The organism is Aeromonas sp. s3, from assembly GCF_040907805.1.
GTDB classification, from domain to species: domain Bacteria; phylum Pseudomonadota; class Gammaproteobacteria; order Enterobacterales; family Aeromonadaceae; genus Aeromonas; species Aeromonas dhakensis.
Genome location: NZ_JBFOCQ010000027.1, coordinates 35,696 through 58,998, shown reverse-complemented (window position 1 = coordinate 58,998; position 23,303 = coordinate 35,696). Strand labels below are relative to the sequence as shown.

Annotated in this window: 25 protein-coding genes; 16 read left to right on the top strand and 9 right to left on the bottom strand. The window is 61.3% G+C overall.

The features are described from left to right. The first annotated feature begins 826 nt into the window (after nucleotides 1-826). The 5 genes from rlmB (at nucleotide 827) to AB5Y98_RS13195 (ending at nucleotide 4,692) form a co-directional block, all read left to right on the top strand. The gene (gene rlmB / locus AB5Y98_RS13215) at nucleotides 827-1,576 is read left to right on the top strand and encodes a 23S rRNA (guanosine(2251)-2'-O)-methyltransferase RlmB (RefSeq protein WP_017780253.1); all 750 of its coding nucleotides are present in this window, start codon (nucleotides 827-829) and stop codon (nucleotides 1,574-1,576) included. Nucleotides 1,577-1,586: 10 nt separating this feature from the next. Beyond that, entirely contained in the window at nucleotides 1,587-2,153 is a 567-nt protein-coding gene (locus AB5Y98_RS13210) for a Crp/Fnr family transcriptional regulator (protein ID WP_211028011.1), read from the top strand. Between the two features lie 57 nt (nucleotides 2,154-2,210). Beyond that, nucleotides 2,211-2,660, top strand: coding sequence for a GNAT family N-acetyltransferase (locus tag AB5Y98_RS13205; RefSeq protein ID WP_011704664.1), 450 nt, complete (start codon nucleotides 2,211-2,213; stop codon nucleotides 2,658-2,660). Between the two features lie 218 nt (nucleotides 2,661-2,878). Beyond that, nucleotides 2,879-3,739 carry a DMT family transporter gene (locus tag AB5Y98_RS13200; protein ID WP_368232190.1) on the top strand — a complete coding sequence of 287 codons (861 nt, stop codon included), beginning with the start codon at nucleotides 2,879-2,881 and terminating at the stop codon, nucleotides 3,737-3,739. 116 nt (nucleotides 3,740-3,855) lie between these two features. Then, nucleotides 3,856-4,692: an EamA family transporter gene (locus AB5Y98_RS13195; protein WP_368232052.1), complete on the top strand. Its 837-nt coding sequence runs from the start codon at nucleotides 3,856-3,858 to the stop codon at nucleotides 4,690-4,692. Nucleotides 4,693-4,749: 57 nt separating this feature from the next. Here AB5Y98_RS13195 and AB5Y98_RS13190 read toward each other — a convergent pair whose 3' ends face one another. The 4 genes from AB5Y98_RS13190 to AB5Y98_RS13175 are packed head-to-tail and all read right to left on the bottom strand — an operon-like array spanning nucleotide 4,750 to nucleotide 7,986. Then, a complete protein-coding gene (locus AB5Y98_RS13190) occupies nucleotides 4,750-5,601 on the bottom strand; it encodes a glycine betaine ABC transporter substrate-binding protein (protein ID WP_368232189.1) in 852 nt (283 codons plus the stop codon). Between the two features lie 31 nt (nucleotides 5,602-5,632). After that, a complete protein-coding gene (locus AB5Y98_RS13185; protein ID WP_368232050.1) occupies nucleotides 5,633-6,085 on the bottom strand; it encodes a VOC family protein in 453 nt (150 codons plus the stop codon). A 43-nt stretch (nucleotides 6,086-6,128) separates the two neighbouring features. After that, nucleotides 6,129-7,304: an MFS transporter gene (locus tag AB5Y98_RS13180; protein ID WP_368232049.1), complete on the bottom strand. Its 1,176-nt coding sequence runs from the start codon at nucleotides 7,302-7,304 to the stop codon at nucleotides 6,129-6,131. A gap of 10 nt (nucleotides 7,305-7,314) precedes the next feature. Then, nucleotides 7,315-7,986 carry an SDR family oxidoreductase gene (locus AB5Y98_RS13175; protein ID WP_368232048.1) on the bottom strand — a complete coding sequence of 224 codons (672 nt, stop codon included), beginning with the start codon at nucleotides 7,984-7,986 and terminating at the stop codon, nucleotides 7,315-7,317. Between the two features lie 124 nt (nucleotides 7,987-8,110). On the opposite strand from AB5Y98_RS13175, the gene AB5Y98_RS13170 reads away from it, so the two are divergent. Continuing rightward, nucleotides 8,111-9,001, top strand: a complete 891-nt coding sequence (locus tag AB5Y98_RS13170) for a LysR family transcriptional regulator (RefSeq protein ID WP_042008753.1) — start codon at nucleotides 8,111-8,113, stop codon at nucleotides 8,999-9,001. Here AB5Y98_RS13170 and AB5Y98_RS13165 read toward each other — a convergent pair. Next, the gene (locus tag AB5Y98_RS13165; RefSeq protein ID WP_279484862.1) at nucleotides 8,992-9,882 is read right to left on the bottom strand and encodes a hypothetical protein; all 891 of its coding nucleotides are present in this window, start codon (nucleotides 9,880-9,882) and stop codon (nucleotides 8,992-8,994) included. The two genes, AB5Y98_RS13170 and AB5Y98_RS13165, sit on opposite strands and share 10 nt — an antisense overlap. A 67-nt stretch (nucleotides 9,883-9,949) precedes the next feature. Continuing rightward, nucleotides 9,950-11,173, bottom strand: a complete 1,224-nt coding sequence (locus AB5Y98_RS13160) for an Nramp family divalent metal transporter (protein WP_026141721.1) — start codon at nucleotides 11,171-11,173, stop codon at nucleotides 9,950-9,952. Between the two features lie 237 nt (nucleotides 11,174-11,410). Between AB5Y98_RS13160 and rpsF the strand changes: the two genes are divergently transcribed. From rpsF to AB5Y98_RS13140, 4 genes are all read left to right on the top strand, one after another. After that, the gene (gene rpsF / locus AB5Y98_RS13155; RefSeq protein WP_005308887.1) at nucleotides 11,411-11,797 is read left to right on the top strand and encodes a 30S ribosomal protein S6; all 387 of its coding nucleotides are present in this window, start codon (nucleotides 11,411-11,413) and stop codon (nucleotides 11,795-11,797) included. 30 nt (nucleotides 11,798-11,827) lie between these two features. Beyond that, nucleotides 11,828-12,058: a 30S ribosomal protein S18 gene (rpsR, locus tag AB5Y98_RS13150; RefSeq protein WP_005308890.1), complete on the top strand. Its 231-nt coding sequence runs from the start codon at nucleotides 11,828-11,830 to the stop codon at nucleotides 12,056-12,058. Nucleotides 12,059-12,110: 52 nt separating this feature from the next. Then, a complete protein-coding gene (rplI, locus tag AB5Y98_RS13145; protein ID WP_005308892.1) occupies nucleotides 12,111-12,557 on the top strand; it encodes a 50S ribosomal protein L9 in 447 nt (148 codons plus the stop codon). 101 nt (nucleotides 12,558-12,658) lie between these two features. Continuing rightward, nucleotides 12,659-13,399, top strand: a complete 741-nt coding sequence (locus AB5Y98_RS13140; protein WP_043169216.1) for a ferredoxin--NADP reductase — start codon at nucleotides 12,659-12,661, stop codon at nucleotides 13,397-13,399. A 53-nt stretch (nucleotides 13,400-13,452) separates the two neighbouring features. Here AB5Y98_RS13140 and AB5Y98_RS13135 read toward each other — a convergent pair whose 3' ends face one another. Both AB5Y98_RS13135 and AB5Y98_RS13130 read right to left on the bottom strand, forming a co-directional pair. Continuing rightward, the gene (locus AB5Y98_RS13135) at nucleotides 13,453-13,800 is read right to left on the bottom strand and encodes a hypothetical protein (protein WP_043169215.1); all 348 of its coding nucleotides are present in this window, start codon (nucleotides 13,798-13,800) and stop codon (nucleotides 13,453-13,455) included. An 18-nt stretch (nucleotides 13,801-13,818) separates the two neighbouring features. Beyond that, nucleotides 13,819-14,097 (bottom strand): hypothetical protein, encoded by a 279-nt coding sequence (locus AB5Y98_RS13130; RefSeq protein WP_017780241.1) that lies wholly within the window; start codon nucleotides 14,095-14,097, stop codon nucleotides 13,819-13,821. Nucleotides 14,098-14,371: 274 nt separating this feature from the next. Between AB5Y98_RS13130 and AB5Y98_RS13125 the strand changes: the two genes are divergently transcribed. Then, complete coding sequence (locus AB5Y98_RS13125) at nucleotides 14,372-15,376, top strand: hypothetical protein (protein WP_026141415.1); 1,005 nt, start codon at nucleotides 14,372-14,374, stop codon at nucleotides 15,374-15,376. Between the two features lie 48 nt (nucleotides 15,377-15,424). On the opposite strand, the gene AB5Y98_RS13120 is transcribed toward AB5Y98_RS13125, so the two are convergent. Continuing rightward, nucleotides 15,425-15,592 carry a hypothetical protein gene (locus AB5Y98_RS13120; protein ID WP_005308905.1) on the bottom strand — a complete coding sequence of 56 codons (168 nt, stop codon included), beginning with the start codon at nucleotides 15,590-15,592 and terminating at the stop codon, nucleotides 15,425-15,427. Nucleotides 15,593-15,648: 56 nt separating this feature from the next. Here AB5Y98_RS13120 and AB5Y98_RS13115 point away from each other — a divergent pair, with 56 nt between their 5' ends. Genes AB5Y98_RS13115 through AB5Y98_RS13095 form a run of 5 tightly spaced genes read left to right on the top strand, consistent with a single transcriptional unit; the run spans nucleotide 15,649 to nucleotide 23,243 of the window. After that, a complete protein-coding gene (locus tag AB5Y98_RS13115) occupies nucleotides 15,649-16,623 on the top strand; it encodes an NADP-dependent oxidoreductase (protein ID WP_026141414.1) in 975 nt (324 codons plus the stop codon). Then, on the top strand, nucleotides 16,620-17,057 hold the full coding sequence (locus tag AB5Y98_RS13110) for a YqaA family protein (protein WP_017785611.1): 438 nt from the start codon (nucleotides 16,620-16,622) through the stop codon (nucleotides 17,055-17,057). Before AB5Y98_RS13115 ends, AB5Y98_RS13110 begins: the two co-directional genes overlap by 4 nt. 19 nt (nucleotides 17,058-17,076) lie before the next feature. After that, on the top strand, nucleotides 17,077-19,890 hold the full coding sequence (locus AB5Y98_RS13105; RefSeq protein WP_368232047.1) for a M16 family metallopeptidase: 2,814 nt from the start codon (nucleotides 17,077-17,079) through the stop codon (nucleotides 19,888-19,890). Between the two features lie 59 nt (nucleotides 19,891-19,949). Continuing rightward, nucleotides 19,950-21,551 carry a glutamate--cysteine ligase gene (gene gshA, locus AB5Y98_RS13100; RefSeq protein ID WP_368232046.1) on the top strand — a complete coding sequence of 534 codons (1,602 nt, stop codon included), beginning with the start codon at nucleotides 19,950-19,952 and terminating at the stop codon, nucleotides 21,549-21,551. Nucleotides 21,552-21,599: 48 nt separating this feature from the next. Continuing rightward, entirely contained in the window at nucleotides 21,600-23,243 is a 1,644-nt protein-coding gene (locus tag AB5Y98_RS13095; RefSeq protein ID WP_368232044.1) for a HEPN domain-containing protein, read from the top strand. Nucleotides 23,244-23,303: the final 60 nt, after the last annotated feature.

Here is a 23,303-nt window from a genome sequence, read left to right as displayed (position 1 = left end):
GACTGTGTAAAAAAACAGTGCATGGGTTGCTCATGGACGGCGCGGCCAAGCCACAGCGGCATGAACCGCTCAGAAATGAATATAAGGCCGTCATCATGTTCAGTGATCGCGCCACTCGCTTATCCATTCCATCAGGCAAGGCAACAGCCCCTGAATTTCAGCCTCCAGTCTGCTGCTGTTTACCTGCGTGGTTTCGCTGGCCTGGTTCATGGGTGACTCCGACGAGACGGTTGCCAAACGGCTATGGTAGCGAGTGCCGCCGGGGAGGAAAGAGGGGAGTAATGATTTCCTGAGCAGGATCAACAAATTAATTGGCATGAGGGGGCTTTGTGCGTAGTGCGCCAATACGGTGAGTTTCAGGTATCAGCAAGTGCATCAGAGGGGCAGGGTATTGGCTCCCCCTGTGATCCGCCGAGGGGAGGGCGCAAGGTCAGGATCGCCATCAGGGATGATGGCGCAGCCGCAGTTGGGCATGGATGCCCCATCTGCGGCGGTCCGTCCTACCTTGTGCTTGACCCGAGGGAAACCGCGCTGCGGTCGGATTGGCGGGGGAAGGCCTTCTTGGTGACTTCTTGGGCCAGCAAGAAGTCACTCGCCGCAGCCCATAGGGCGGGCGAACCCCCGCATAGTAGCAATCCCACAGGGATTGGGATGCTTGGCACAGGCGAAGGCGTTTGGCTGAACTCCCTAGGGACCGGAGTCTCTGGTATGATGCGCCATCATTTAGCGACCGGTGACGACGCCAGCATCATGGTGGTCAGGCTGCCGGTAGGGCCATTTTTCTTTGGGGCGCACTGGGTGCGACCCGACACCACGGATCTTGAACATGAGCAGTGAACTGATTTACGGCATCCACGCCGTGGCCGCCCTTCTTGAGCGCGAGCCGGAGCGTTTCATCGAAGTGTGGGCCCTCAAGGGCCGCGACGATGAGCGGCTGCAGCCCCTGCTGGCGGAGCTGGATGCGCTCGGCCTCAAGGTGCAGAGCGTGAACCGCAAGACGCTCGACGACAAGGCGGAGGGCAACAATCACCAGGGCATCATGGCCCGGCTGAAGGAGGCGCCCAAGTTGGCCGAGCACGATCTGGCCAGCCTGCTGGACAAGCTGGCCGAGCAACAGACTCAGCCCTTCCTACTGGTGCTGGACGGGGTGACCGATCCGCACAACCTGGGTGCCTGCCTGCGCAGCGCCGATGCGGCCGGGGTGCATGCGGTGATCGTGCCGCGCGACAAGGCCACCGGGCTGACCCCTATCGTGCGCAAGGTCGCCTGTGGCGCCGCCGAAGTGGTGCCGCTCATTCAGGTCACCAACCTGGCTCGCAGCCTGCGCGAGCTGCAGGAGCGTGGCGTCTGGCTGGTCGGCACCGCCGGTGAGGCGGATCACGACCTCTATCAGGCCAAGCTGACCGGCCCCATGGCGCTGGTGATGGGCGCAGAGGGCAAGGGTATGCGTCGCCTCACCCGCGAGCACTGCGACGAGCTGGTGAGCATCCCGATGGCGGGGGCGGTATCCAGCCTCAACGTCTCGGTGGCGACTGGCGTCTGTCTGTTCGAAGCCGTGCGCCAGCGTCGTGCCTGAGGCGAGCTGAATGGACAGACCCCCATTTTGCCGGGATCGGGTCACGGATGAGCAGGAGGCCACGCGCCTCCTCTCTTTTGCCCGGCCGCTGACCCTGAGCCCCCGTGCCTGCCTCTGGCATGCCGGCGATCGACCCGATCTGCTGGTGATGGTGGAGCAGGGGCTGCTGCGGGCCAAGGTGGTGCTGGCAGACGGCCGCGAGTACATCAAGGAGTTCTACTGGGAGGGGGATGAGTTCCTCGACTTCCACCACTTGCTCAGTGGCGAGCCGGCCCGCTACAGCGTGGAGGCGCTGGAGCCCTGTCGGCTCTTGCTGTTCAATCTGGCCGATCTGCGCACGCTCTCCTGCTGGCCCGCCTGGTATCAGCATCTGCTGGCGGTGCAGCTGCGCATCAAGGAGGAGAAGGAGCTGCTGCTGCTGACCGAGAGCCCGCAGGCCCGCTATCAGCACTTTCTGCGCAGTTTTCCCGCGCTGGAGGCCAGGGTGCCCGATCACCAGATCGCCGCCTATCTCGGCATCACCCCCATCAGCCTGAGCCGCATTCGCAAACGGCTGAAGGATCTTAACAAAGGTTAATGCCGGCCTGCGTGCGGCTGGCTATGCTGCCCTTCTCATCATGAGCAAGGAACCCCCATGAACTGGTCTCTCAAATCTTTCGAACAACTCGACGTCAACGAACTCTATGAACTGCTCACCCTGAGATCCCGGGTCTTCGTGGTGGAGCAGACCTGCGTCTTTCTCGATCTGGACGGCGTTGACAAGCGCCCCGACGTGCTGCACCTGCTCGGCTGGCAGGATGGGGCTCTGGTGGCCTACGCCAGGCTGATGGCGCCCGGCGTGGCCAAGGCGCAGCAGGTGGTGATCGGTCGGGTGGTGACTGCCCCCGAGGCGAGAGGCGATGGTCTGGGTCATCGGCTGATGCAGCAGGCGTTGCAGGAGTGTGCGCGGCTGTGGCCCGGGGTCAGCATCTATCTCGGGGCCCAGGCACACCTGCAAGGTTTCTACGGTCGTCACGGCTTCACCGCCGTGGGTGAACCCTATCTGGAAGATGACATTCCCCATATCGGCATGAGCTCCTCTTAATGCCTTTTAGGCATAACAATGAAATTATTATGTCTTGAGGTAGTAAAGAAAACGGGTGCCTGGCGCCATGTTAGTGGGTACCCTCTGAGTGATTAATCGGCAACAGTTGATGGATAGGTTTTAAAAATGGTCTTTTACCCCATTAATACAGAACAAGATTCAGCGATTGAGCCGTTGAGCCATTTTATTTGCGTTCGTCACACGAGCGGTTGTCGCTGATGGAGTTGTTGCGCAAGCGGTTCGCACTGGACCTGCAAACCTTCGCCATCATCACCCTGGTGCTGGGCAATCTGGCCCAGGCCTTCTCCGACGTGCTGGTCAAGCTGATCGGCCCCGGTTTCAGCCCCTTCCAATACATGTTCCTGCGCCAGCTGCTGACCCTGCTGGTGCTGCTGCCCTTCATGCTGCGGGTGCCGCGCTCGGACTGGGGGATGGGTGCCTGGAAGTGGCACCTGCTGCGCGGCCACCTCTGCCTGCTCGGCGGCGGTGGCATGATGCTGGCTCTGACCCAGCTGCCGCTGGCCACGGCCAACGCCATCTTCTATGTCTCCCCGCTGCTGACGCTGCCGCTGGCGGCCTGGCTGCTCAAGGAGAAGATCCACCCCAGAGTCTGGCTGCTGAGCGGCATGGGGCTGCTCGGGGTGGTGTTCGTGCTGCGGCCGGGGGATTTCCATCTGGCCGGGCTGGGCGCCCTGGTGACCGCCTTCACCCTGGCGCTGTTCAACATCACGGGACGCAAGTTGCCGGCCGGGATCTCGGTGGTGGCGACCCTGTTCTGGGCCAACCTGCTGGCCATGCCGCTGACCGCGGGTCTGGCGGTGGGTCAGTGGCAGCCGGTGGACTGGCGGCTGCTGGTGCTGATCGGCGGCAGCGGCGTCATGCAGCTGCTCTATCACGCCAGCTGCTTCTATTCCTATCGTCAGGTGGAGGCCAACCGCATCGCGGCGACCGAGTACTCGGGCCTGATGTTCGTGGTGTTGCTGGGGGTCTGGCTGTTTGGCGAGATCCCGGCGTGGAACCTCTGGGTCGGGGTGAGCTTCATCCTGCTGGCCATTCACTGGCAGCGCCGGTTGCGCTGAGGCCAGGCCGGCAGCAGGCTGCCGGATGAGAAAAACAGGCATCTTATGAGGCCGCTCTCTGTCATGGCCGGGCAAACCGGGTATGCTAGGCGGCCTGTTGCTATCGGAACCCTGTCGTGACCCCAACCATCTTTGCCGCCATCCTGCTGGCAGCCCTGCTGCATGCGCTCTGGAATGCGCTGGCCAAGCACCAGGCCGAGGGGCGCGTCAGCGTCCTGCTGGTCTCCCTCTGCTCCGGTCTGTTTGCCGCCCCCTTTCTCCCCTTGGTGGGCTGGCCGGTGGCTGCCGAATATCCCTGGCTGGCACTCTCCACCCTGCTGCACTGCGGCTACTGCCTGTTTCTCGGTCGGGCCTACCGGCTGGGTGAGTTCGGCCAGATCTATCCGCTGGCCCGGGGCAGTGCCCCGCTGGTGACCCTGCTGTTCGGTGCCCTGCTGCTGGGTGAAGTACCGGGAATGGTGGCGGTGACGGGAGCCGTAGTGCTGGTGAGCGGCGTGCTGCTGATGGCGTGGCGCGGCGGCCTGCGGCTGGCACCGGCCGCGCTGCAGGCGGTGCTTGTCACGGCGCTGTTTACTGCCTCCTATACCCTGTCCGATGGGGCGGGGGCTCGCTCGGCCGGCGAGCCGGTGCGTTACACCCTCTGGCTGTTCACCCTCACCGCGCTGATGATGCCGCTGCTGATGCGCTGGCAGAGCCGCACCGCCTGGCGCGAGCTGGGGCCTGCGGCGTGGCGCAGCGGCGCCATCGGTGGCGCCCTGTCGCTGTTGGCCTACGGTATCGTCATCTGGGCCATGACCAGGGCGCCCATCGGCCTGGTGGCGGCCCTGCGCGAGAGCAGCGTGCTGTTTGCGGTACTGCTCTCCTGGGGCTGGCTGGGGGAGACGCTGGGGCGGGTCAGGCTGCTGGCCGCCCTGATTATCCTGGGCGGGATCCTGCTGATCCGCCTCGGCTAGAGGCGTGCCCCTCGGTGCTGACGGCCGCCCCCGACCTGGATGCCGGCGGCGGCGACATCAGGCTGGTTGCTGCAAGGCGGCAATGGCTTCCCGGGCGACCCGGTCGAGGGGCTCGCCGAGCCGGCTGACCCGATAGTCGAGGCGCTCTATCAGCTCGTTGCCAAAGCGCAGCTTGTCCAGCGCTGTGAGGGTGGCGTCGTCCAGTCTGTCCAGGCGATCCTCCCGTATCAGCTGCACGGCCCTGTCGACCCCGCCCAGCAGCCCCCCGGGTTCTTTCAACTCACGGATGGGATGGATGGCATGCAGGAACTGGGGGCGCCACAGGGGCACTATGGCCCAGCGTTGCTCGGCCACGGCCTGCTCAAAGGCGGCCAGACACTGCTCCTGTGTCCCGTTCAGGAAGCGGTAACCCGCCTGCTCGAGCCCGTACGCCTGCATGATCTCCCGCGAGAAGCGGCTGATGCCAGCCCCCGGCCCGATCCCCTGGAGCTGCGGGGTCATGCGCCGTCTCACCTCGGGGCGCAGCAGGTCGGCGACCTCGGCCACCTGATCGACGGGAACATACTCAGGGACGCCCCACAGGGCATAGGGCTGGTAGTGCAGCCCCAGCTCACGCACGGCCACCCGCTTCTCGATCTCGGCTTTGTAGATGCCGTGGCTGGCAGGCAGCCAGGCGGAGGCCAGCAGATCGATCTCGCCGCTGGCGAGCCGTTCAAAATTGGCTTCATGGGGGGCGTGGCTGCGGGTGACCCGGTAGCCCCGCTGCTCCAGAACGGCGGTCACCAGGGCCCCGGTCATGCGGTGGAATGAGAGATCCGTGATGCCGAGCCTGAGCTGGGGGCCCGCGCCCAGGCCTGAGGGAGAGCGAGGACTGGCCAAGGCCCGCCCCGCCACTGCCAGGGTGCCCATGGCAATCGCGCTTTTGATGAAATGTCGTCTGTTACTCATCCCTATCTCCCCCGGTCGGCGGGTTGTCGTGCTGGTCGATGTCCGTCTGGGTGAAGAGCAACTCGACCGGCACCCCGTTGTTATCCCTCAGAAAGAGCTGCAGCTCGTTGCGCTCCGGGATGACCCGGCTGACGAAGGGCACCTCCAGTCGCAGCAGGCGAGCCTGCGTCTCTACAGGATCCGAGGCACTCAGCGAGATGTGATCGATGCAGCCGCTGCCTTGCTCCGTCTCCCGTCTCCCCAGATAGTCGGTCAGTCCCTCGCCCTGGGTGTTGTTGGCGACGATGTGCAGCAGGGGGCGCCCTCCTGCGTAGAGCCAGCAACCCGGAAAAGGAAAGGGGGGCCGCCCTCCTTCCTGCAGGCCAATGGCATCGCGATAAAACGCTATGGTCTGCTCCAGCTGATCCGTGCGAAGCGTGACGTGGTCGATGGCATGTATGGTCATATGGCCTCCTGTCGGCTCGGAATGCGGGTGAAGGGGTCGTCGCCTAGCAGGCCAGGGCCCTTGGCCGCCCTCTTCGCTCCTGGGTCAGGATGAACAGCAGCCCCAGGGCCGGTACCAGCGCCGCGAAGAAGGGGAGGGCAGCCGGTCCCAGCTGACTGTCGACGACGGCACCACCGATCACTCCGCCCAAGGCGTTGGCGATGTTGAATGCCGAGATGTTGGCGGTGGCCGCCAGCTCCGGGGCCTGCCGGCCATATTTCATCACCCGCATCTGCATGGCGGGCAGATTGGCGAAGGTGGCCACACCAAACAGGAAGGTGGCGATCAGGAAAGGCCATGGGTAGTGCTCCAGCACGCCGACCAGCAGCAGGGCCAGAATGGTCAGCAGTGGCCACACCAGCAGGGAGCGCCGCAGATTGCGGTCGGCGCTGTGCCCGCCGATGTTGTTGCCCAGCACCAGGCCCAGCCCGACGACCACCAGCACGCCTGTGATGGCGGAACGTTCGAAGCCAGCCACCTCTTCTGCCAGCGGCGCTATGTAGCCATAGAGGGTCATGAAGCCGGCCCAGCCCAGTACGGTAAAGAGCAGGCTGGCCAGCAGGTTCCAACTGCGGAAGGCGGCGAGCTGCTGGCTGATGGAGGTGGCGCTCTCCCTGGGTTGGCGCTCGATGACGAGGGCGATGGCCAGCATGGAGAGCAGACCCAGCCCGGCGACCACCAGGAAGGTGGTATGCCAGTCGAAGGCGTTGCCTATCCAGGCACCCGCCGGCACGCCCAGCACGTTGGCCAGGGTCAGGCCCGCAAACATCTGGCCGACGGCGCGGCCCGCCATCTTGTCGCTCACCATGCGGGTGGCGACCACGGCACCTATGCCATAGAAGGGGCCCTGGGTCAGGCCGGCCAGGATGCGGCTCACGATCAGGGTGACGTAGTCGGTGCTGAAGGTCGCGATCAGGTTGGCGACCACAAACAGCACCATCAGTGCCAGCAGGACGCGACGTTTCTCGAAGCGGGCCAGCCAGAGGGTGAGCAGCGGGCCGCCAAAGACGATGGCCAGGGCATAGGCGGTGATGAGGTTGCCCGCCTGGCCCGTGGTGACCCCCAGCGATTCAGCCACCTGGGGCAGGATGCCGGCGATCAGGAACTCCGCGGTGCCGATGGCAAAGGCACTCAGGGTCAGGATCCAGATCCGGGCCGGGAGCGTGTTGGGCTCTTTCATGCTCATCTCCTCAGTTGATCAGGGCGCCGCCATCGATATCTATGGTGGCGCCGGTCATGAAGGGGTTGTCGATGGCCAGCAGATAGCCGGCGGCAAGATCTTCGGCGCGGCCGTACCGACCGGCCGGCAGGCTGGCGGCTGCCCGGCCCAGCATGGCCTCTCGCGCCTCGGGCGCCATGGCGGCGTAGGCCTCGGTATCGGTCAGCCCCGGGCTGACCACATTGACCCTGATGGGGGCCAGCTCACGGGCGAGCAGCCTGGCGGCGGCCTCGAGCGCGGCATTCATGGTGGTCTTGACCAGGGTGCCGGGCACCGTTTTGCGGGCCAGGAACCCTGTGGTGAGGGTGATGGTGCCGCCGGGAGCCATATACGGGGCCAGGCTACGAATGACCGCCAGAGTGCCCCAGAACTTGGTGTCGAAGGCCGCCTTGGCCGCCGAGAGATCCAGCTCGAGCAGCGACCCACCAGGCGCCTGGGAACCGGCGGTGATGACCAGGTGATCCAGCTGGCCCAGATCGGTCAAGAGGTTATCGATCGAGGTCTGGTCCGTGATATCCAGGCCGCTCTTGCGGCTGGCGACGATGACCTGACCGGGGCGCTGGCGCAGGGCATCGGCGACGGCGCGGCCGATACCTGTGTGGCCACCGATGACAAGGGACAGGGTGTGTTGATGAAATGCCATGGCAATGTTCCTCTCTGAGACGGCGGGGGATCCGCGCCTGTGTCTGCTGGAGAAGATAGATGTGACGGTGTATTTTGATAATTGCCGCAAAATCTAAAACATAATTCGGATTATCAATACAATCATGCTCGAGAACCTCAATCTGTTCCTGGTCATAGTGGAAAAAGGGGGGCTGGCCGCCGCGGGGCGTGAGCTGGGCTTCTCCCCGGCAACCGTCTCGGAGCGGCTGGCCTCCCTGGAGCGCTACTACGGCACGACCCTGCTCAGCAGAACCACTCGCTCCATCAGCCTTACCGAAGAGGGGCGCCTGTTGCTGGAGGAGGGGCGCCATCTGCTGGCCCAGGCCGAGGGGCTCAAGCGCCGTCTGCGCGATGGTGGGGATGAAATGAACGGGTTGCTGCGCATCAGCGCCCCTCATGATCTGGGGATCAGCCGGCTGGTGCCGCTGCTCGATCGCTTCATGGCGCAACACCCAGGGATCACGCTGGATCTCAACCTGACCGACGGCTATCTGGATCTGGTGGGGCAGGGGATCGATCTGGCCCTGCGCTACGGAGAGCTGGCCGACAGCACACTGCGCACCCTCTCGCTGGGGGAGAACCGCCGGATCGTCTGTGCCTCACCCGCCTACTTGGCGCGCAAGGGGGAGCCCCGCCATCCGGAAGAGCTTGCCGATCATGACTGCCTGCTGATGCGTTTCGGAGAACATCCGGAGCGCTGGTGGTCTTTTCAGGTCGAGGGCGTGGTGAAGCGGGTGATGGTGCAGGGGCGGCGCATCAGTAACAACGGTTATCTGGTGCGCCAGTGGTGTCTGCAGGGGGAGGGGATCTGCCTCAAGTCCCGCTGGGATGTGGGGGAGGATCTGAGCCGTGGCCGCCTGGTGGAGATCCTGCCCGAGTTCGCAGCCCCGGCATCACGGCTGCAGATCGTCTACCCTTCCGGGCGGCATCAGCCGCGCCGGGTGCGCGCCCTGATCGACGCGCTGGTCGCCGAGTTCGGACGCCCTCAGGGGTAGACCCGGGTCATCATGACAAACCCTTCTGCATCGGCGGTGAGGCTGGTCTCGATCCGTCCCAGCTCGGCCAGCGTGGCCACATGGGTGCCGCCGCAGGGAATGGTCACTTCCCGCCCTTCCAGCGGGCAGTGCCAGTAACGGGAGTCGATGATCGACTCGCCGGCCCGGCTGCGGCGGATCTCGCCTCCGGTTGCCAGCCAGTCGGCCAGCTGGCGATTGATATGCGCTTCAATCTGCGCCAGATCCGCCAGCAGGGCCTCACTGTTGACCCCCTTCTTGCGCAGGCTCTTGCCGATCCGGTACTGCTCGCGCGAGCCATTGGGCTCGACCCGCGAGGTCTGGATGGCGAGACGATCGAAATCCGGCTGCTCCAGCGCGTCCCGCTCGCTCACCTCCTTGCGCCAGTAAGGCATCAGCGCCCGGTTGAGCGCCAGTGCCGCCAGGTGGCAGCCGCTGTGGCCCAGGCTCAGGGCGTGACGGGCCTCGGCATCCACTTGCAGCGTCACCTGACTGCCCACCGGTAGCGCACAGTGGCCAGCCAGCGGGTGCACCACCACGAAACGCCACCCTTCCGCGCCCCGCTTGACCGGGATCGCCTGGTCGACGAACAGCTCCCCATCCGGACTGATGGCCCCCATGCGGCAGGGGCCGACGGCCGCTTCGCCACCCTCCCAGCGCACTGTGCCCACGTCACCCGGCTGATCGGGCCAGAGGTGGCTCTGGGGATGAAAGGGGGTGAGGTCGGTGACCAGCAGGCTGGTGTCGCCGCTCTGGCAGCAGATGACGCTGGCCTGCTCCTGATGGTGGCCCAGTACGAAGCTGGCTCGGGTATGTGACATGGATGGCTCCCGCAGATCGAAGAGGAAGAGAGCCGCCAGCATACGTCAAAGCGCAGACCGGCTCATTAACCTCGGTTAATGAGCCGGTCCGGAGGCAGGATGATGAGTGCTAGATCATGGCGACCAGCAGGTAGGCGTTGAGCCCGATCACCAGGGCGACGATGAGGCGGCCGAGCGCCTGAGTCACCGGGTGGTTGCGATATTGCCCCATCAGGGCGCGATCGCCGGTCAGCATCAGCAGCGGGATGAGCGCCAGCGCGATGCCGAAGCTCAGCACCACCTGGCTCAACACCAGAATCTCGGTGGTGTTGAGCCCCATGGCGATCACCACGAAGGCGGGGGCCATGGTGATGGCACGGCGCAGCCAGAGCGGGATGGTGAAGCGCACGAAGCCCTGCATCACCACTTGCCCGGCCAGCGTGCCCACCACGGTGGAGCTGATACCGGAGGCAACCAGCGAGAGGCCGAACAGGGTGGCAGCTGCCTGGCCCAGCAGCGGGGTCAGGGTCTGGTAGGCGGACTCCAGTTCGGCCACCTGCTGGTTGCCGGAGCTGTGGAAGGCGGCCGCGGCCATGGCCATCATGGCCAGGTTGACGAAGCCGGCGATGGTCATGGCGATGGCCACGTCGACCCGGGTGGTGTGCAGCCGCTGGGGGACCGAGCCCTGATCCTGGGTGTGCTGGGTCAGTGCCGAATGCAGGTAGATAACGTGCGGCATCACGGTGGCACCGAGCACCCCGGCCGCCAGATAGACGGCGTCGCTGTTGGGCAGGCCGGGGAAGAGGGCCCCTTCCAGCAGGCTCGGCAGGTGGGGGCGAGAGAACACCAGCTCGACGATGTAGGCCGCCGCCACGAACAGCAGCAGGCCGCCCACCACGAACTCCAGCGGTTTCTGGCCGCGGGACTGCAGCATCAGGATCCCCCAGGTGACCACGGCGGTGATGCCGGCCCCTTCCAGCAGGGTGACCCCGAGCAGCAGCTTGAAGCCGACCGCGGCCCCGATGAATTCGGCCAGATCGGTGGCCATGGCGATGATCTCCGCCTGCACCCAGTAGGCCCAGACCGCCGGCTTGGGCAGTCGGTCGCGAATGTGTTCCGCCAGGTTCTTGCCGGTGACGATGCCGAGCTTGGCCGAGAGAGTCTGCACCAGCATGGCCATCAAGTTGGCCCACACCACGACCCATAGCAGCTGGTAGCCAAAGGTGGAGCCGGCCTGAATGTTGGTGGCGAAGTTGCCCGGATCTATGTAGCCGATGGCGGCGATAAAGGCCGGCCCGAGCAGGGTCAGTTTGAATTTGCGGGCCGGGATGGCCGTGGTCAGCGCGGGTTGCATGGTATCAGCCTCCATAAGTGCATGGAGATAGAATAGATCTAAATGATAATTATTATCAATTGATGTTTTGTATTGTTTCCATAGATAAAAACATCGGCGGTGGCTGGTTGCAGTGAGGGATGGGATTTCGTACAATACGCCGCCCTAGAAAAGCAGCGTCTAAACACCATTATGTTCCTTGCCTCCGAGGTCTGGCTGCACCTGGGCGGAGGCTGAATTAATCCGTAAGGAGCTAAAATGCGTCATTACGAAATCGTCTTCATGGTTCATCCGGACCAGAGCGAGCAAGTACCTGGCATGATCGAGCGTTACACCGGCGCCATCACCACCTCCGGTGGTACCATTCATCGCCTGGAAGATTGGGGCCGTCGTCAGCTGGCTTACCCGATCGACAAACTGCACAAAGCCCACTACGTTCTGATGAACGTAGAAGCAGAGCAAGCCGTTATCGATGAGCTGGAAACCAACTTCCGCTTCAACGATGCCGTTATCCGCAACATGATCATGCGCACCAAGCACGCCGTGACTGAAGTTTCTCCGATGGCCAAGGCCAAGGAAGAGCGCTTCACCCGTCGTGACGACGAGCGCCGCGAAGAAGCTACTGAAGCTGCTTCCGAAGAGTAATTCTGGATCACTGACTAGAGGATAAAGGCCATGGCACGTTATTTCCGTCGTCGTAAGTTCTGCCGCTTCACCGCCGAGAACGTTACCGAGATCGACTACAAAGATATCGTTACTCTGAAAAACTACATCACTGAATCTGGCAAGATCGTACCGAGCCGTATCACCGGTACCCGCGCCAAGTATCAGCGTCAGCTGGCACGCGCCATCAAGCGTGCTCGTTACCTGGCTCTGCTGCCGTACACCGATCTGCACAACAAGTAAGAATCGGTCCGGCACTTAAGCCTAACTCAACGAAATTTATAGAGGAAAGGTAATGCAAGTTATCCTGCTCGACAAAATCGCCAAACTGGGCGGTCTGGGTGACCAAGTTTCCGTGAAAGCTGGTTACGCCCGTAACTTCCTGATCCCGCAAGGCAAAGCTGTTATGGCCACCAAGGCCAACATCGAAGCTTTCGGTGCTCGTCGCGCTGAGCTGGAAGCCAAACTGGCTGCCAACAAAGCTGCTGCTGAAGAGCGTGCTGCCAAGCTGGCCGAACTGGCTACCGTGGTTATCGCTTCCAAGTCTGGCGACGAAGGCAAGCTGTTCGGTTCCATCGGTACCCGTGACGTGGCTGAAGCCATCACTGCTGCCGGCGTAGCCGTTGCCAAGAGCGAAGTCCGCATGGGCAACGTTCTGCGTAACACCGGTGACTACGAAGTTGCTGTTCAGCTGCACGCTGATGTTAAAGCAACCGTACAGATCCAGGTTGTTGCCCTGTAATTGCGATTCGCTTTTGCAGAAAAAACCCGCGCACTTGCGCGGGTTTTTTATTTTCAGGCCCGGGGGTAGAGTAAAGACCTGTTCCTCTGGAGGAGATCCCTATGGCCTGGGTCGAAGGTCGCGTCCTTGAACGCATCGAGTGGACACCCACCCTGTTCTCCCTGCGTGTGGCGGCCGAGCTGGCCCCCTACAAGGCGGGGCAATTCACCAAACTGGCCCTCGAGCAGGGCGAACGCCGCGTCCAGCGGGCCTACTCCTTCGTCAATCCGCCTTCGACTCCCTACCACGAGTTCTATTTCGTCGAGATCCCCGATGGGGAGCTGACTCCGACCCTGGGTTCCCTGCGGGCGGGCGACAGCCTGCTGGTGCAATCCCTGGCGACCGGTTTTCTCACCCTGGACGAGGTGCCGGCCGGGCGCGATCTCTGGCTGCTCTCCACCGGGACCGCCATCGGCCCCTTCCTCTCCATGCTGGCGGACGGGGAAGCCTTTGCCCGTTTCGAGAATCTGGTGCTGGTACACGGGGTCCGCAAGGGGGAGGAGCTGAGCTATCGGGATCTGATAGCGAGCTTTGCCGAGCGTCATGGCGAGCGTTTTCGCTACGTCCCCTTCGTCAGCCGTGAAAGCTGGCCCGAGGCGATGGAGGGGCGGATCCCGGCGGCCATCGCCGATGGTCGCCTGCAGGCGCGAGTGGGGCTGGAATTTGCTCCCGCGCTGAGCCAGGTGCTGATCTGCGGCAACCCGGCCATGGTGAAGGAGACCCAGCAGACCCTGTTGTCATTGGGGTTGGCCAAGAACCTGCGGCGGGCCCCCGGCAACATCAGTGCGGAGAATTACTGGTAGGAAAAGCGAACAAGGGGCCATGGGCCCCTTGTTCATGCACGCCGGCAGTCAGATCAGTGCTTCTTGTTGCCGTGGCCCTTGTCCTTCTCTTTGAACTTGTCATGTCCCTGCCCCGGGTTGTTGCCGCTATGGATGCTGCGGTTGTAGTGATCCCGGTACTTGCCGTCGATCTTGTCGCAGTTGAGCTTGATGCGGCTGTCACCGATGCCGAGATCCAGGCAGTTGTTTTGCCACCAGTCGTACTCCTTGTCATCCCAGTCGACGTTCAGCTTGATGTTGTCGGTGGAAAGCCGGATGCCATCGCCATCCTTGGAGTGGGGCGGGGCGGCAAAGGCAACCCCGTTGGCCAGCAACAGGGAGAGCAGCAGGGCGCCTTTGTTGAACATGGTTGAATGAGTCATGACGAAAGTTCTCCTTGGTTACTGGCCGGTGCCCTGGGTGGCGGGCATCTGGTTGCTGCCGGGGGGATCATTGCGGTGCTCTTCATCGTCGAAGCTGACCCTGCTTTCCCGGCATGGCGTCTGGGTGCCATCGTTCACTCCCGGCTCGAAGCAGTTGGTCGATGACCAGCCAAATTGCTTGTCATCCCAGTCCAGGTTGAAGGTTAGTGCATCGACGGAAAATGCCGTACCACCTTCCTCCTCATACTGCGGTGCTGCCAGCGCGGCGCCGGCAACCAGAAGCAGGGGCAGTAACAAGCTAGTCGTTCGGTTCATTGTGGCCTCGGTGGTTGGTTGTTGCGGGTCAGTGTATGCCAGTCTTGCTGAATCCGGGCAGAATCAGGCTCAATCTCCCATGCTACGAGAGTCGGCAGTGAGTGTATCGACTTTTTGCGGTCGATTTGTCCGTTTTGGTCGCACTCTGGGCAACTGACCAAGGATCTGGTGCAATTATGGTGATTGTCCTTCTCTCGAGGAGTCTGCTGACTATAATCGGCAGCCAACTTTTCCTGCATATCGCGCCCGCTTTCTCATGACCACACAGGCTTCTGCCGTGCTGCGCTACCCCAAGGGGTGGTTCGCACTGACCACGGTGTACAGTTTTACCGGCTTGGCCATTCTGGCCTCCATCGTCTTCTCTCTGCTGCTGTTTCTCTCCATCGACGAGAATCCCCTGATGAAGTGGCTGTTCGGTGGCCTGGCCATCATCTTCGAACTGGGCAAGTTCTACGTCTGGTATGAATACGGCGAGTGCAAGGCGCGTCGCGATCTGGGCGGGGCCTTCTGGTCGCTGCTGTTCTACAGCGTGCTGGCCGCCATCTCCATCGGCGGCAGCATAGGCGGCATCAACAGCGCCACCAACACCATCCTCAACCAGCAGGCGCGCCATGAGCGGGAGATCGCCCGCTTCGACGAGCAGATCGCCAGCATAGAGCGGCAGATCCAGCTCAACGAGGAGGCGGCCCGCAAGTATATCGAGATGGCGCGCATCTCCAGCGGCGTCAGCGGCCTGCAGCAGGCCAACACCAAGCTCAGGCTGCGCCAGGACGAGCTGCGCCAGGAGCGCGACGCCAAGCCCGTCAACGAACAATCCTCCATGCTGGGGCTGATGAGCAGCCTGGCGGACGGGGTGGGCATGAGCATCAGCCAGGTGCAGTTTCTGCTGGTCTGCTTCCTCTCGGTGCTGCTCGACGTGTTCGGCGCCTTCTTCGTCAGTCTGATCGGCGAGGAGAACCGCTTTCGCCGCAGCTGGCTGTGGCAGCGGGACCGCGAGCGGGAACAGATCGTGCTGCAGCAGGCGGAGGCCGCTGCCATGGCACAGCAGTTGCCCGGCCGGCCGGAGCCCGAGCCTGAGGTGGTGGAGCAGGTGCGCAGCGCGCTGGAGAGCGGCGAGCTCAAGTGCAGCAAGCGTAGCGTCGCCCAGGCGCTGTCGCTGTCGCTGGAGGAGGTGGATCGGGTGTTCCAGCATCTGCTGGCCCAGGGCGTGCTGGGACAGGGCAGCAACCGCCACTACCATCTCAGTTCGCAAGGAAGTTGATCATCAGGCCACCTCGGGGTGGCCTTTTTATTGCGCGTGGGCGCTGTGCTAGTGGGTCAGCACCATCATCAGGCTGAGGAAGGCGGCCAGTCCGCCACCGATGCCGATGATCCAGTAAAACCCCTTGGCCCCCTGCTTGAGCGGGATGCGGAAGTAGAGCAGAAACGCCCACCACCCCAGGGCCAGCAACAGAGGAATAAGAAACATTCGAGCCATGGTGTCCTCGCTGTTATTCTGTTGACCCTTGATCAATCAACAGGATGGATTGTGCAATGACGCAGCTACAGATTACCGCATTCGGCGCCCCCTCGGTACTCAGGCTCAACCCTTCCCAGGACAAGGTACCTGCCGAGGGCGAAGTGCGGGTGCGCATCTGCTTTGCGGGGGTCAACCCCATCGATGCCAAGACTCGGGCCGGCCTCGGCTGGGCGGCGGCGCAAAACAAGGAGAAGCTGCCCTGGACGCCGGGCTATGACGTGGCCGGCGTGGTCGAGAAGGTCGGCCCTGGTGTCAGTTCGCTGGCCGAGGGGGACAGGGTATGCGGCATGGTGGGCTTTCCCCTCACCGCCGGCGGCTACGGCGAGTCCGTGGTGGCCCGCGAGGAGGAGCTGGTCAGGCTGGAGGATATTGGCCTCAGACAGGGGGCGGCGCTGCCGCTGGCCGGCCTCACCGCCTGGCAGGGGTTGTTCGAGCACGGCGCCCTCAAGGCGGGGCAACGGGTGCTGATCCTGGCCGGTGCCGGCGGCGTCGGCCATCTGGCGGTGCAGTTTGCCAGCGCCTATGGCGCCGAGGTGGTGGCGATGGCGAGCGGTGACAACCACAGCTTCCTGCACGCGCTGGGGGCCAGCAAGATGGTGGATTACCACGATGCGGACTGGGCCGCCCAGGTGGTGGCCGACGGTCCGGTCGATCTGGTGCTGGATCTGGTGGGGGGCGAGAGTGGCCAGGCGGCGCTGGCCTGCGTCAAGCCGGGCGGCCGGCTGGTGACGGTACCCACCATCACCGCCCAGCAGATCAAGGATGCCGCGGCCGGCAGCGCCATCGAGGTGCTTGGCATGCTGGTACATCCTGACCGCCAGCAGTTGAGCCAGATGCTGATCCTGCTGCGTCAGGGGGAGGTGCAGATCACCGTCTCCGGCGAATTCCCGCTGGCGGAAGGGGCCCTGGCCCATCAGGCCATCGAGCAGGGCCACGTGCGCGGCAAGCTGCTGCTGCGCATGCCCGCCGCGGATGAGCTGGCCGGATGAATGGCATCACCGAGCTGGGGCTTGGCTGGCTGTTTCTGAGCGCCTTCACCTCCGCCACCCTGCTGCCCGGCAGCTCGGAAGTGCTGCTGGGGGCCATGGCGACCAAGGGGGAGTGGAGCATGGCCAGCCTGCTGCTGTGGGCGACGCTGGGCAATACCCTCGGCTCCATGACCACCTGGTGGCTCGGCTGGCTCGCCACCTTCAAGAAAAAACCGGAAGATTTTCAAGGCCGTGGGGAACAAAAAGCCCTCGGCTGGCTCAAACAACATGGCCACTGGTGTCTGCTGCTGGCCTGGACGCCTGTGGTCGGCGATGGTCTCTGTCTGCTGGCCGGCTGGCTGCGCCTCTCCTTCTGGCGCTCTCTCATTCTCATCGGGCTCGGCAAATTATTGCGTTATGCCCTGGTCTTTCTGCTGGCCAGGCAGATCTTCTAGCTTCACTCACGAGGTAACCGTGAACAAACTCATTCCATTAAGCATGCTTCTGGGCCTCTCTCTGCCCGTGCTGGCGGCACCCACCTTGGTGTCGGAACAGGTCAAGGAAGAGGGCAAGCTCGGCATTCCCTATCAGATGTACAAGCTGGACAACGGCCTGACCGTCATTCTGGCGCCCGACCGATCCGATCCCCTGGTGCACCTGGACGTCACCTATCACGTGGGCTCGGCCCGCGAGCAGGTGGGCAAGTCCGGATTCGCCCACTTCTTCGAGCACATGATGTTCCAGGGCTCCAAGCACGTGGGGGATCAGGAGCACATGCGGATCATCAACGAGGCCGGTGGCGACATGAACGGCACCACCAACAAGGACCGCACCAACTACTACGAGACAGTGCCGGCCAACCAGCTGGAGAAGGTGCTGTGGCTGGAGGCCGACCGCATGGGCTTCTTGCTCGATGCGGTGAGCCAGAAGAAGTTCGAGATCCAGCGTGCCACCGTCAAGAACGAGCGGGCCCAGCGCATCGACAACCAGCCTTACGGCCTGGTGAGCGAGAAGGTGGGCGAGGCGCTCTACCCGCGCACCCATCCCTACTCCTGGCAGCCTATCGGCTATGTGGAGGATCTCGACCGGGTCGACGTCAACGACCTCAAGCAGTTCTTCCTGCGCTGGTACGGCCCCAACAACGCCACCCTGACCCTGGGCGGCGACTTCGACACCAAGCAGGCGCTGGCCTGGATTGAGAAGTACTTCGGCCCGATCCCGCGTGGACCCGAGGTGGCCGAGCCGACCCCCGAGCCGGTGACCCTGCCGGAGACCCGTTACGTGACGCTCGAGGACAAGGTGCACCTGCCGCTGCTCTACATCAGCTACCCGACCGTGTCGCTTGGCGATGCGCAGGAGCCGGCCCTCGACATGTTCGCCGACGTGCTGGGCGGCTCCGCCAGCTCCATGCTCTACCAGTCGCTGGTCAAGAGTGGCAAGGCGATCGATGCGGGGGCCTCCCACTACTGCGAGGAGCTGGCCTGCACCCTCACCGTCTACGCCTATCCCAACCCGGCGGTGGATGGCAGCCTGAAGACCCTCAAGAGCGAGGTGGACAAGGTGATCGGCGAGTTCGCCGGTCGCGGCCTCAAGCCGGAGGATCTGGAGAAGGCGATCAACAGCTATCGTGCCTCGGCCATCTGGGGTCTGGACAGCGTCTCCGGCAAGGTGAGCCAGCTCGCCATGGGCCAGGTGTTCGCCCAGGATCCCAACTATGTGTTCAAGAGCCTGGACGCCATCGGCAAGGTGACGCCGGAGCAGGTCAAGGCCGCCTACGACAAGTTCATCCTGAACAAGCCGGCGGTGGTGCTGAGCGTGGTGCCCAAGGGCAAGCACGACTGGCAGGCCGCCAAGCCCAACTTCACTCCGGCCAAGCGCGAGCTGCCGGATTACGCCAAGCATGACAAGGTGCTGGCCGAGCGGCCGGTGAAAGACGACTTCGATCGCAGCGTGCAGCCCAAGGCGGCCGATGCGGTGAGCGTCAAGGTGCCGGCCATCTGGCACGGCAAGCTCGACAAGGGGATCGAGATCATCGGCACCCAGAGCGATGAAATCCCTGCGGTTTCCATCATGGTTGCCCTGCCGGGCGGCATGCGGGCCGAAGGCAAGGGTGAGTTGGGGCTGGCCAGCCTCACCGCCAGCATGATGGGGCAGGGCTCGGTGCGTCTGACCGAGGCCCAGCTCAGCGACGAGCTGCAAAAGCTCGGTTCCAGCGTCAGCGTCTCCAGCGCCCAGTACAACAACCTGGTCACCATCAGCAGCCTGGCCGACAAGCTGCCGCAGACCCTGGCGCTGGTGCGCGAGGTGTATGAGCGGCCCGGCATGCGCGAGGCCGACTTCGAGCGGGTCAAGGCGCAGATGTTGCAAGGGATGAAACAGAGCGAGCAGCAGCCGGAGTGGCTGGCCGGCCAGGCCTTCCGCGAGCTGATCTACGGCAAGCAGAACCGCCTCGGTCAGCCGGGTGACGGCGTGCTGGCCGACGTGGAGAAGCTGACCCTGGCGGACGTGAAGCGCTTCTACCAGAACTACTACAACCCGACCAACGCCAAGGTGGTGGTAGTGGGTGACGTGACCCAGTCCCAGGTGGAGGAGCAACTCGGCTTCCTGACCCAGTGGAAGGGGGCTGCACCCTCTCTTGGCAGTCTCAAGCCCGAAGGCGAGCAGGCCAAGCCGGGCATCTATCTGGTGGACAAGCCGGGTGCGCCCCAGTCGGTGATCCGCATCGGCCGCCGCGCCATGCCGTTCGATACCACGGGTGACTACTTCACCGCCGGGCTGATGAACTTCAACCTGGGCGGCAACTTCAACAGCCGCATCAACCTCAACCTGCGGGAAGACAAGGGCTATACCTATGGGGCCAGCTCGGGCTTCTCCGCCAACCGGGAGGTGGGTACCTTCGCCACCGGCGCCAACGTGCGGGCCGATGCGACCGTGGATGCCATCCGCCAGTTCCTCAAGGAGATGGACAACTACCGCAAGAGTGGCCCGACTCCGGTCGAGCTCGCCTATATGCGCAGCGCCGTCTCCCAGCAGGATGCGCTCTCTTACGAGACGCTCGGCCAGAAGGCGGGCTTCCTGCTGCAGATGATCATGTATGACCTGAAACCGGACTATGTGCAGGCCCAGAACAACCTGATCAAGACGGTGTCGGCCGAGACGCTCAAGGCCAGTGCGGCACGCTGGCTTGACCCGGCCGAGATGGTGATTGTGGTGGTGGGGGACAAGCAAAAGCTTGAAAAACCCCTGCAGGAGCTTCATCTTCCCATCTATCCGCTGCAGCTGCCCTGAGGGCGCTACATAAAAATAGTGCCGCCCCCCTGTGGGGCGGCCACACATGAGCCGTGAATATGACTACGACAAGCTTGTCACTCACCGAGTTGTTGACCGCCCTGGGTTCGCCGGAACGGCTGACCGCCCTCAAGGGGATCCGGCGCGGGATCGAACGTGAATGTCTGCGCATCACCCCACAGGGGACCCTGGCCCAGACCGATCACCCCAGAAGTCTGGGCTCGGCACTGACCCATGCCAACATCACCACCGACTACTCGGAGAGCCTGCTGGAGTTCATCACGCCGGCCACCGACTCCATCGACAGCCTGCTGGAACAGCTTGGCGACATCCACCGTCACACCATTCATCACCTGGGTGATGAGCGGATCTGGCCGCTCTCCATGCCCTGCTTCGTCGGCGACGAGGAGAACATCCGGCTGGCCCAGTACGGCAGCTCCAACATCGGCCGGATGAAGACTCTCTACCGGCAGGGGCTGAAGAACCGCTACGGCAGCCTGATGCAGGTGATCGCCGGGGTGCACTTCAACTTCTCCATGCCGGACAGCTTCTGGTGCGAGTGGCAGGAGCTAGTGTGCGAGGGGTGCTGCAGCCAGCGCTTCATCTCCGACAAGTACATGGGGCTTATCCGCAACGTCTACCGCTTCGGCTGGCTGGTGCCCTACCTGTTCGGCGCCTCGCCGGCCATCTGCGAATCCTTCCTCAAGGGGCGCAAGAGCAACCTGCCGTTCCAGAAGACCGGCAAGGGCACCCTCTACCTGCCCTACGCCACCGCCCTGCGGCTGTCGGATCTGGGTTACACCAACAGCGCCCAGGCGGGGCTCAAGATAAGCCACGACAACCTGCCGGCCTATGTGAGCAGCCTGCGCCGCGCCATCAACACCCATGATCCCGACTTCGCCAGGATCGGTGTCAAGGTGAACGGCGAGTACCGCCAGCTCAACGACAACGTGCTGCAGCTGGAGAACGAGCTGTACGCCCCGATCCGGCCCAAGCGCACCCCGCGCAGCGGCGAGAAGCCGTCCGATGCGCTGGAGCAGCGTGGCATCGAATACATCGAGTTGCGCACCGTGGACGTCAACCCCTTCACCCCGTATGGCATCGAGGTGGATCAGATCCGCTTCTTCGACCTGTTCCTGGTCTGGTGCCTGCTGCGCCCGTCCCCGGTGCTGGGTGACGAAGAGATCGCCCGCAATCGCCGCAACCAGACCAAGGTTGTGCTGGAGGGGCGCCGTCCCGGCCTCGAGCTGGAGGACGAGCAGGGCAACCCCATCGGCCTCAAGGAGTTCGGCCTCAAGCTGTTTGACGAGCTGGCCGAGGTCGCCGCGCTGCTGGATCGCTGCTGCGGCCGCAACCGCTACCGCGAGACCCTGGCGATGCACTGCGAGAAGCTGCTCAACCCTGAGCTCACCTACTCCGCCCGCCTGCTCAAGCAGCTGCTGGAGAGCGGCAAGGACAACGGCGCCTTCGCCGACGAGCTGGCGAGCCGCTACCGGGAAGAGATGCTGGCCGGCGAGCTGCAGTACTGGGACGAAGCCTACTTTGCCGGCGAGGCACGTGAGTCGCTGGCCAAGCAGCGGGAGCGGGAGCGCAGCGACAGCCTGTCGTTCGACGACTTCCTGGCCGACTATTTTGGTTCTAGTAATGGTAAATTAAATTGAAACCAAGGCCGCATGAAGCGGCCTTTTTTGTGGGTTGGATATTTAACTATGTTGATTTCTTGTTTGGATGAAGTGACAGTTAGTGCGGTAATAATAATTAAAGAGAAAAAGTATCATGGAACGCTTAGTTATGGCGGTGGGAAACAAATTATATTTAATGTGCATGATGATTGGTGGACTCTTCGTGATCTTTTAAAGCAAGGCAAAAAGATAGATGTACTTGAGTGTGAAATCAATGGTAACTCTGTTTTCTTATGTCAATGTGAAGTTGATTTCGGTTCGGTTTTTGCTGAATTTTTATCAACTCAAGAAATAAATCCATCCAGTGAAATTGCTGCATTAGAAGTCTACATAGATGGTTTGTCTGTCGCTATGGACAATTCATCATGGGGAAATGAAATAGATGAAAAACAATTTATTATTACTAGGCCTAGATCAAATTTTCTCGTATCACTAGAGCACATTACTGTGTCTGATGATTGGACTTCAAGCTTAAAAAGAGATTCTGAATCTACTCGTGCCTACTTAGCTGTTGATTGTCATTTTATAAAACTATCCTTTGATAACACCCCCATATTAATTGAAGATGCCAAGAGTTATCTGATGCAGTTACTAGGTTTTTTCTCCATACTGCTAATGCATCCTTTAAATATTAGGAGGCTAAATGCCAATTTAGTTGGTAACGACTCTTGTGCAGAAATTTACATTCCCTTTTCTGTACATAATAAATTATTGAAGAATGAATCATGCTTATTGGATTTAAAATCCTTAAGTAATGAGCAATGGGAGCTAGCCTTCAAGAATCTATTTGTAATGGATTTCAATAACTCTATATGGTCACGATTCCGTGGAATGCTGATGTATGAAGGTTATTGGGAGTATAACATCTTAGGTATCGTATCTCTGTTAGACTCTTATTTAGAGGGGGAATATGGAATTAGAAATAAAAAGTCAAAATTGATTAGCAAACTTAATGATGAACTATATAATTTAAAAAGTCTATTGCCATCTGAATTACAGGATGAGTTTTATAAGGAGCAAAGCAATATAAAAATCGTAATGAATCAACCATCATTTAAAGTTAGGTATATGAAGATGGTTGACGAACTATCTGATAATTTCATTAAATGGTGTGGTTTGAATGAACAGAATTTTATAAAAATTAAAAAGCTTAGGGATTATGTTGCACACTCTGATGTGAGTGAGATAAATAATACAAAAGATCACTTTGTTAACTTCACTATAAGAAATAGAATTCTTATTCTTTTGTCTTATCTATTTTTTAAAGACCTCGGTTTTAATGAAGCAGAATACTACAGATTGATACGTGGAACTGTAAATGAAATTGCAAGGAATGCTTCCCTTGATGATTATTATTTAAGGAAGGCTATTGGTGATTGCTTTGAGATAAAAGTTACTAGCTCAGCATCGGATGAGTTCAGTAAAGTGCGAAGAGTATCATCGCCAGTCTTTGTTTCCCAAAACGGTGTTTGGCGTTTTGATGAAGAAGTGTCATTAAGGATATTTGAAATTATGTTGAAATGTAATCTCAACTATATAGTTGAGGCTGCAGAAATGTATTATTCAGAAAAAGGTGTTGAAGTGACCAATACTGAATATAAAGGTACTGTGTATTTGGTTGATGATAATTCACATTATTTTGCTAACAACGCCACGCTGGTCTATCTATAATGCTTTTCTGAGTTTATGTATATATATTTACATAAAGTCACAGCAAAAAGCCGCTCTTGA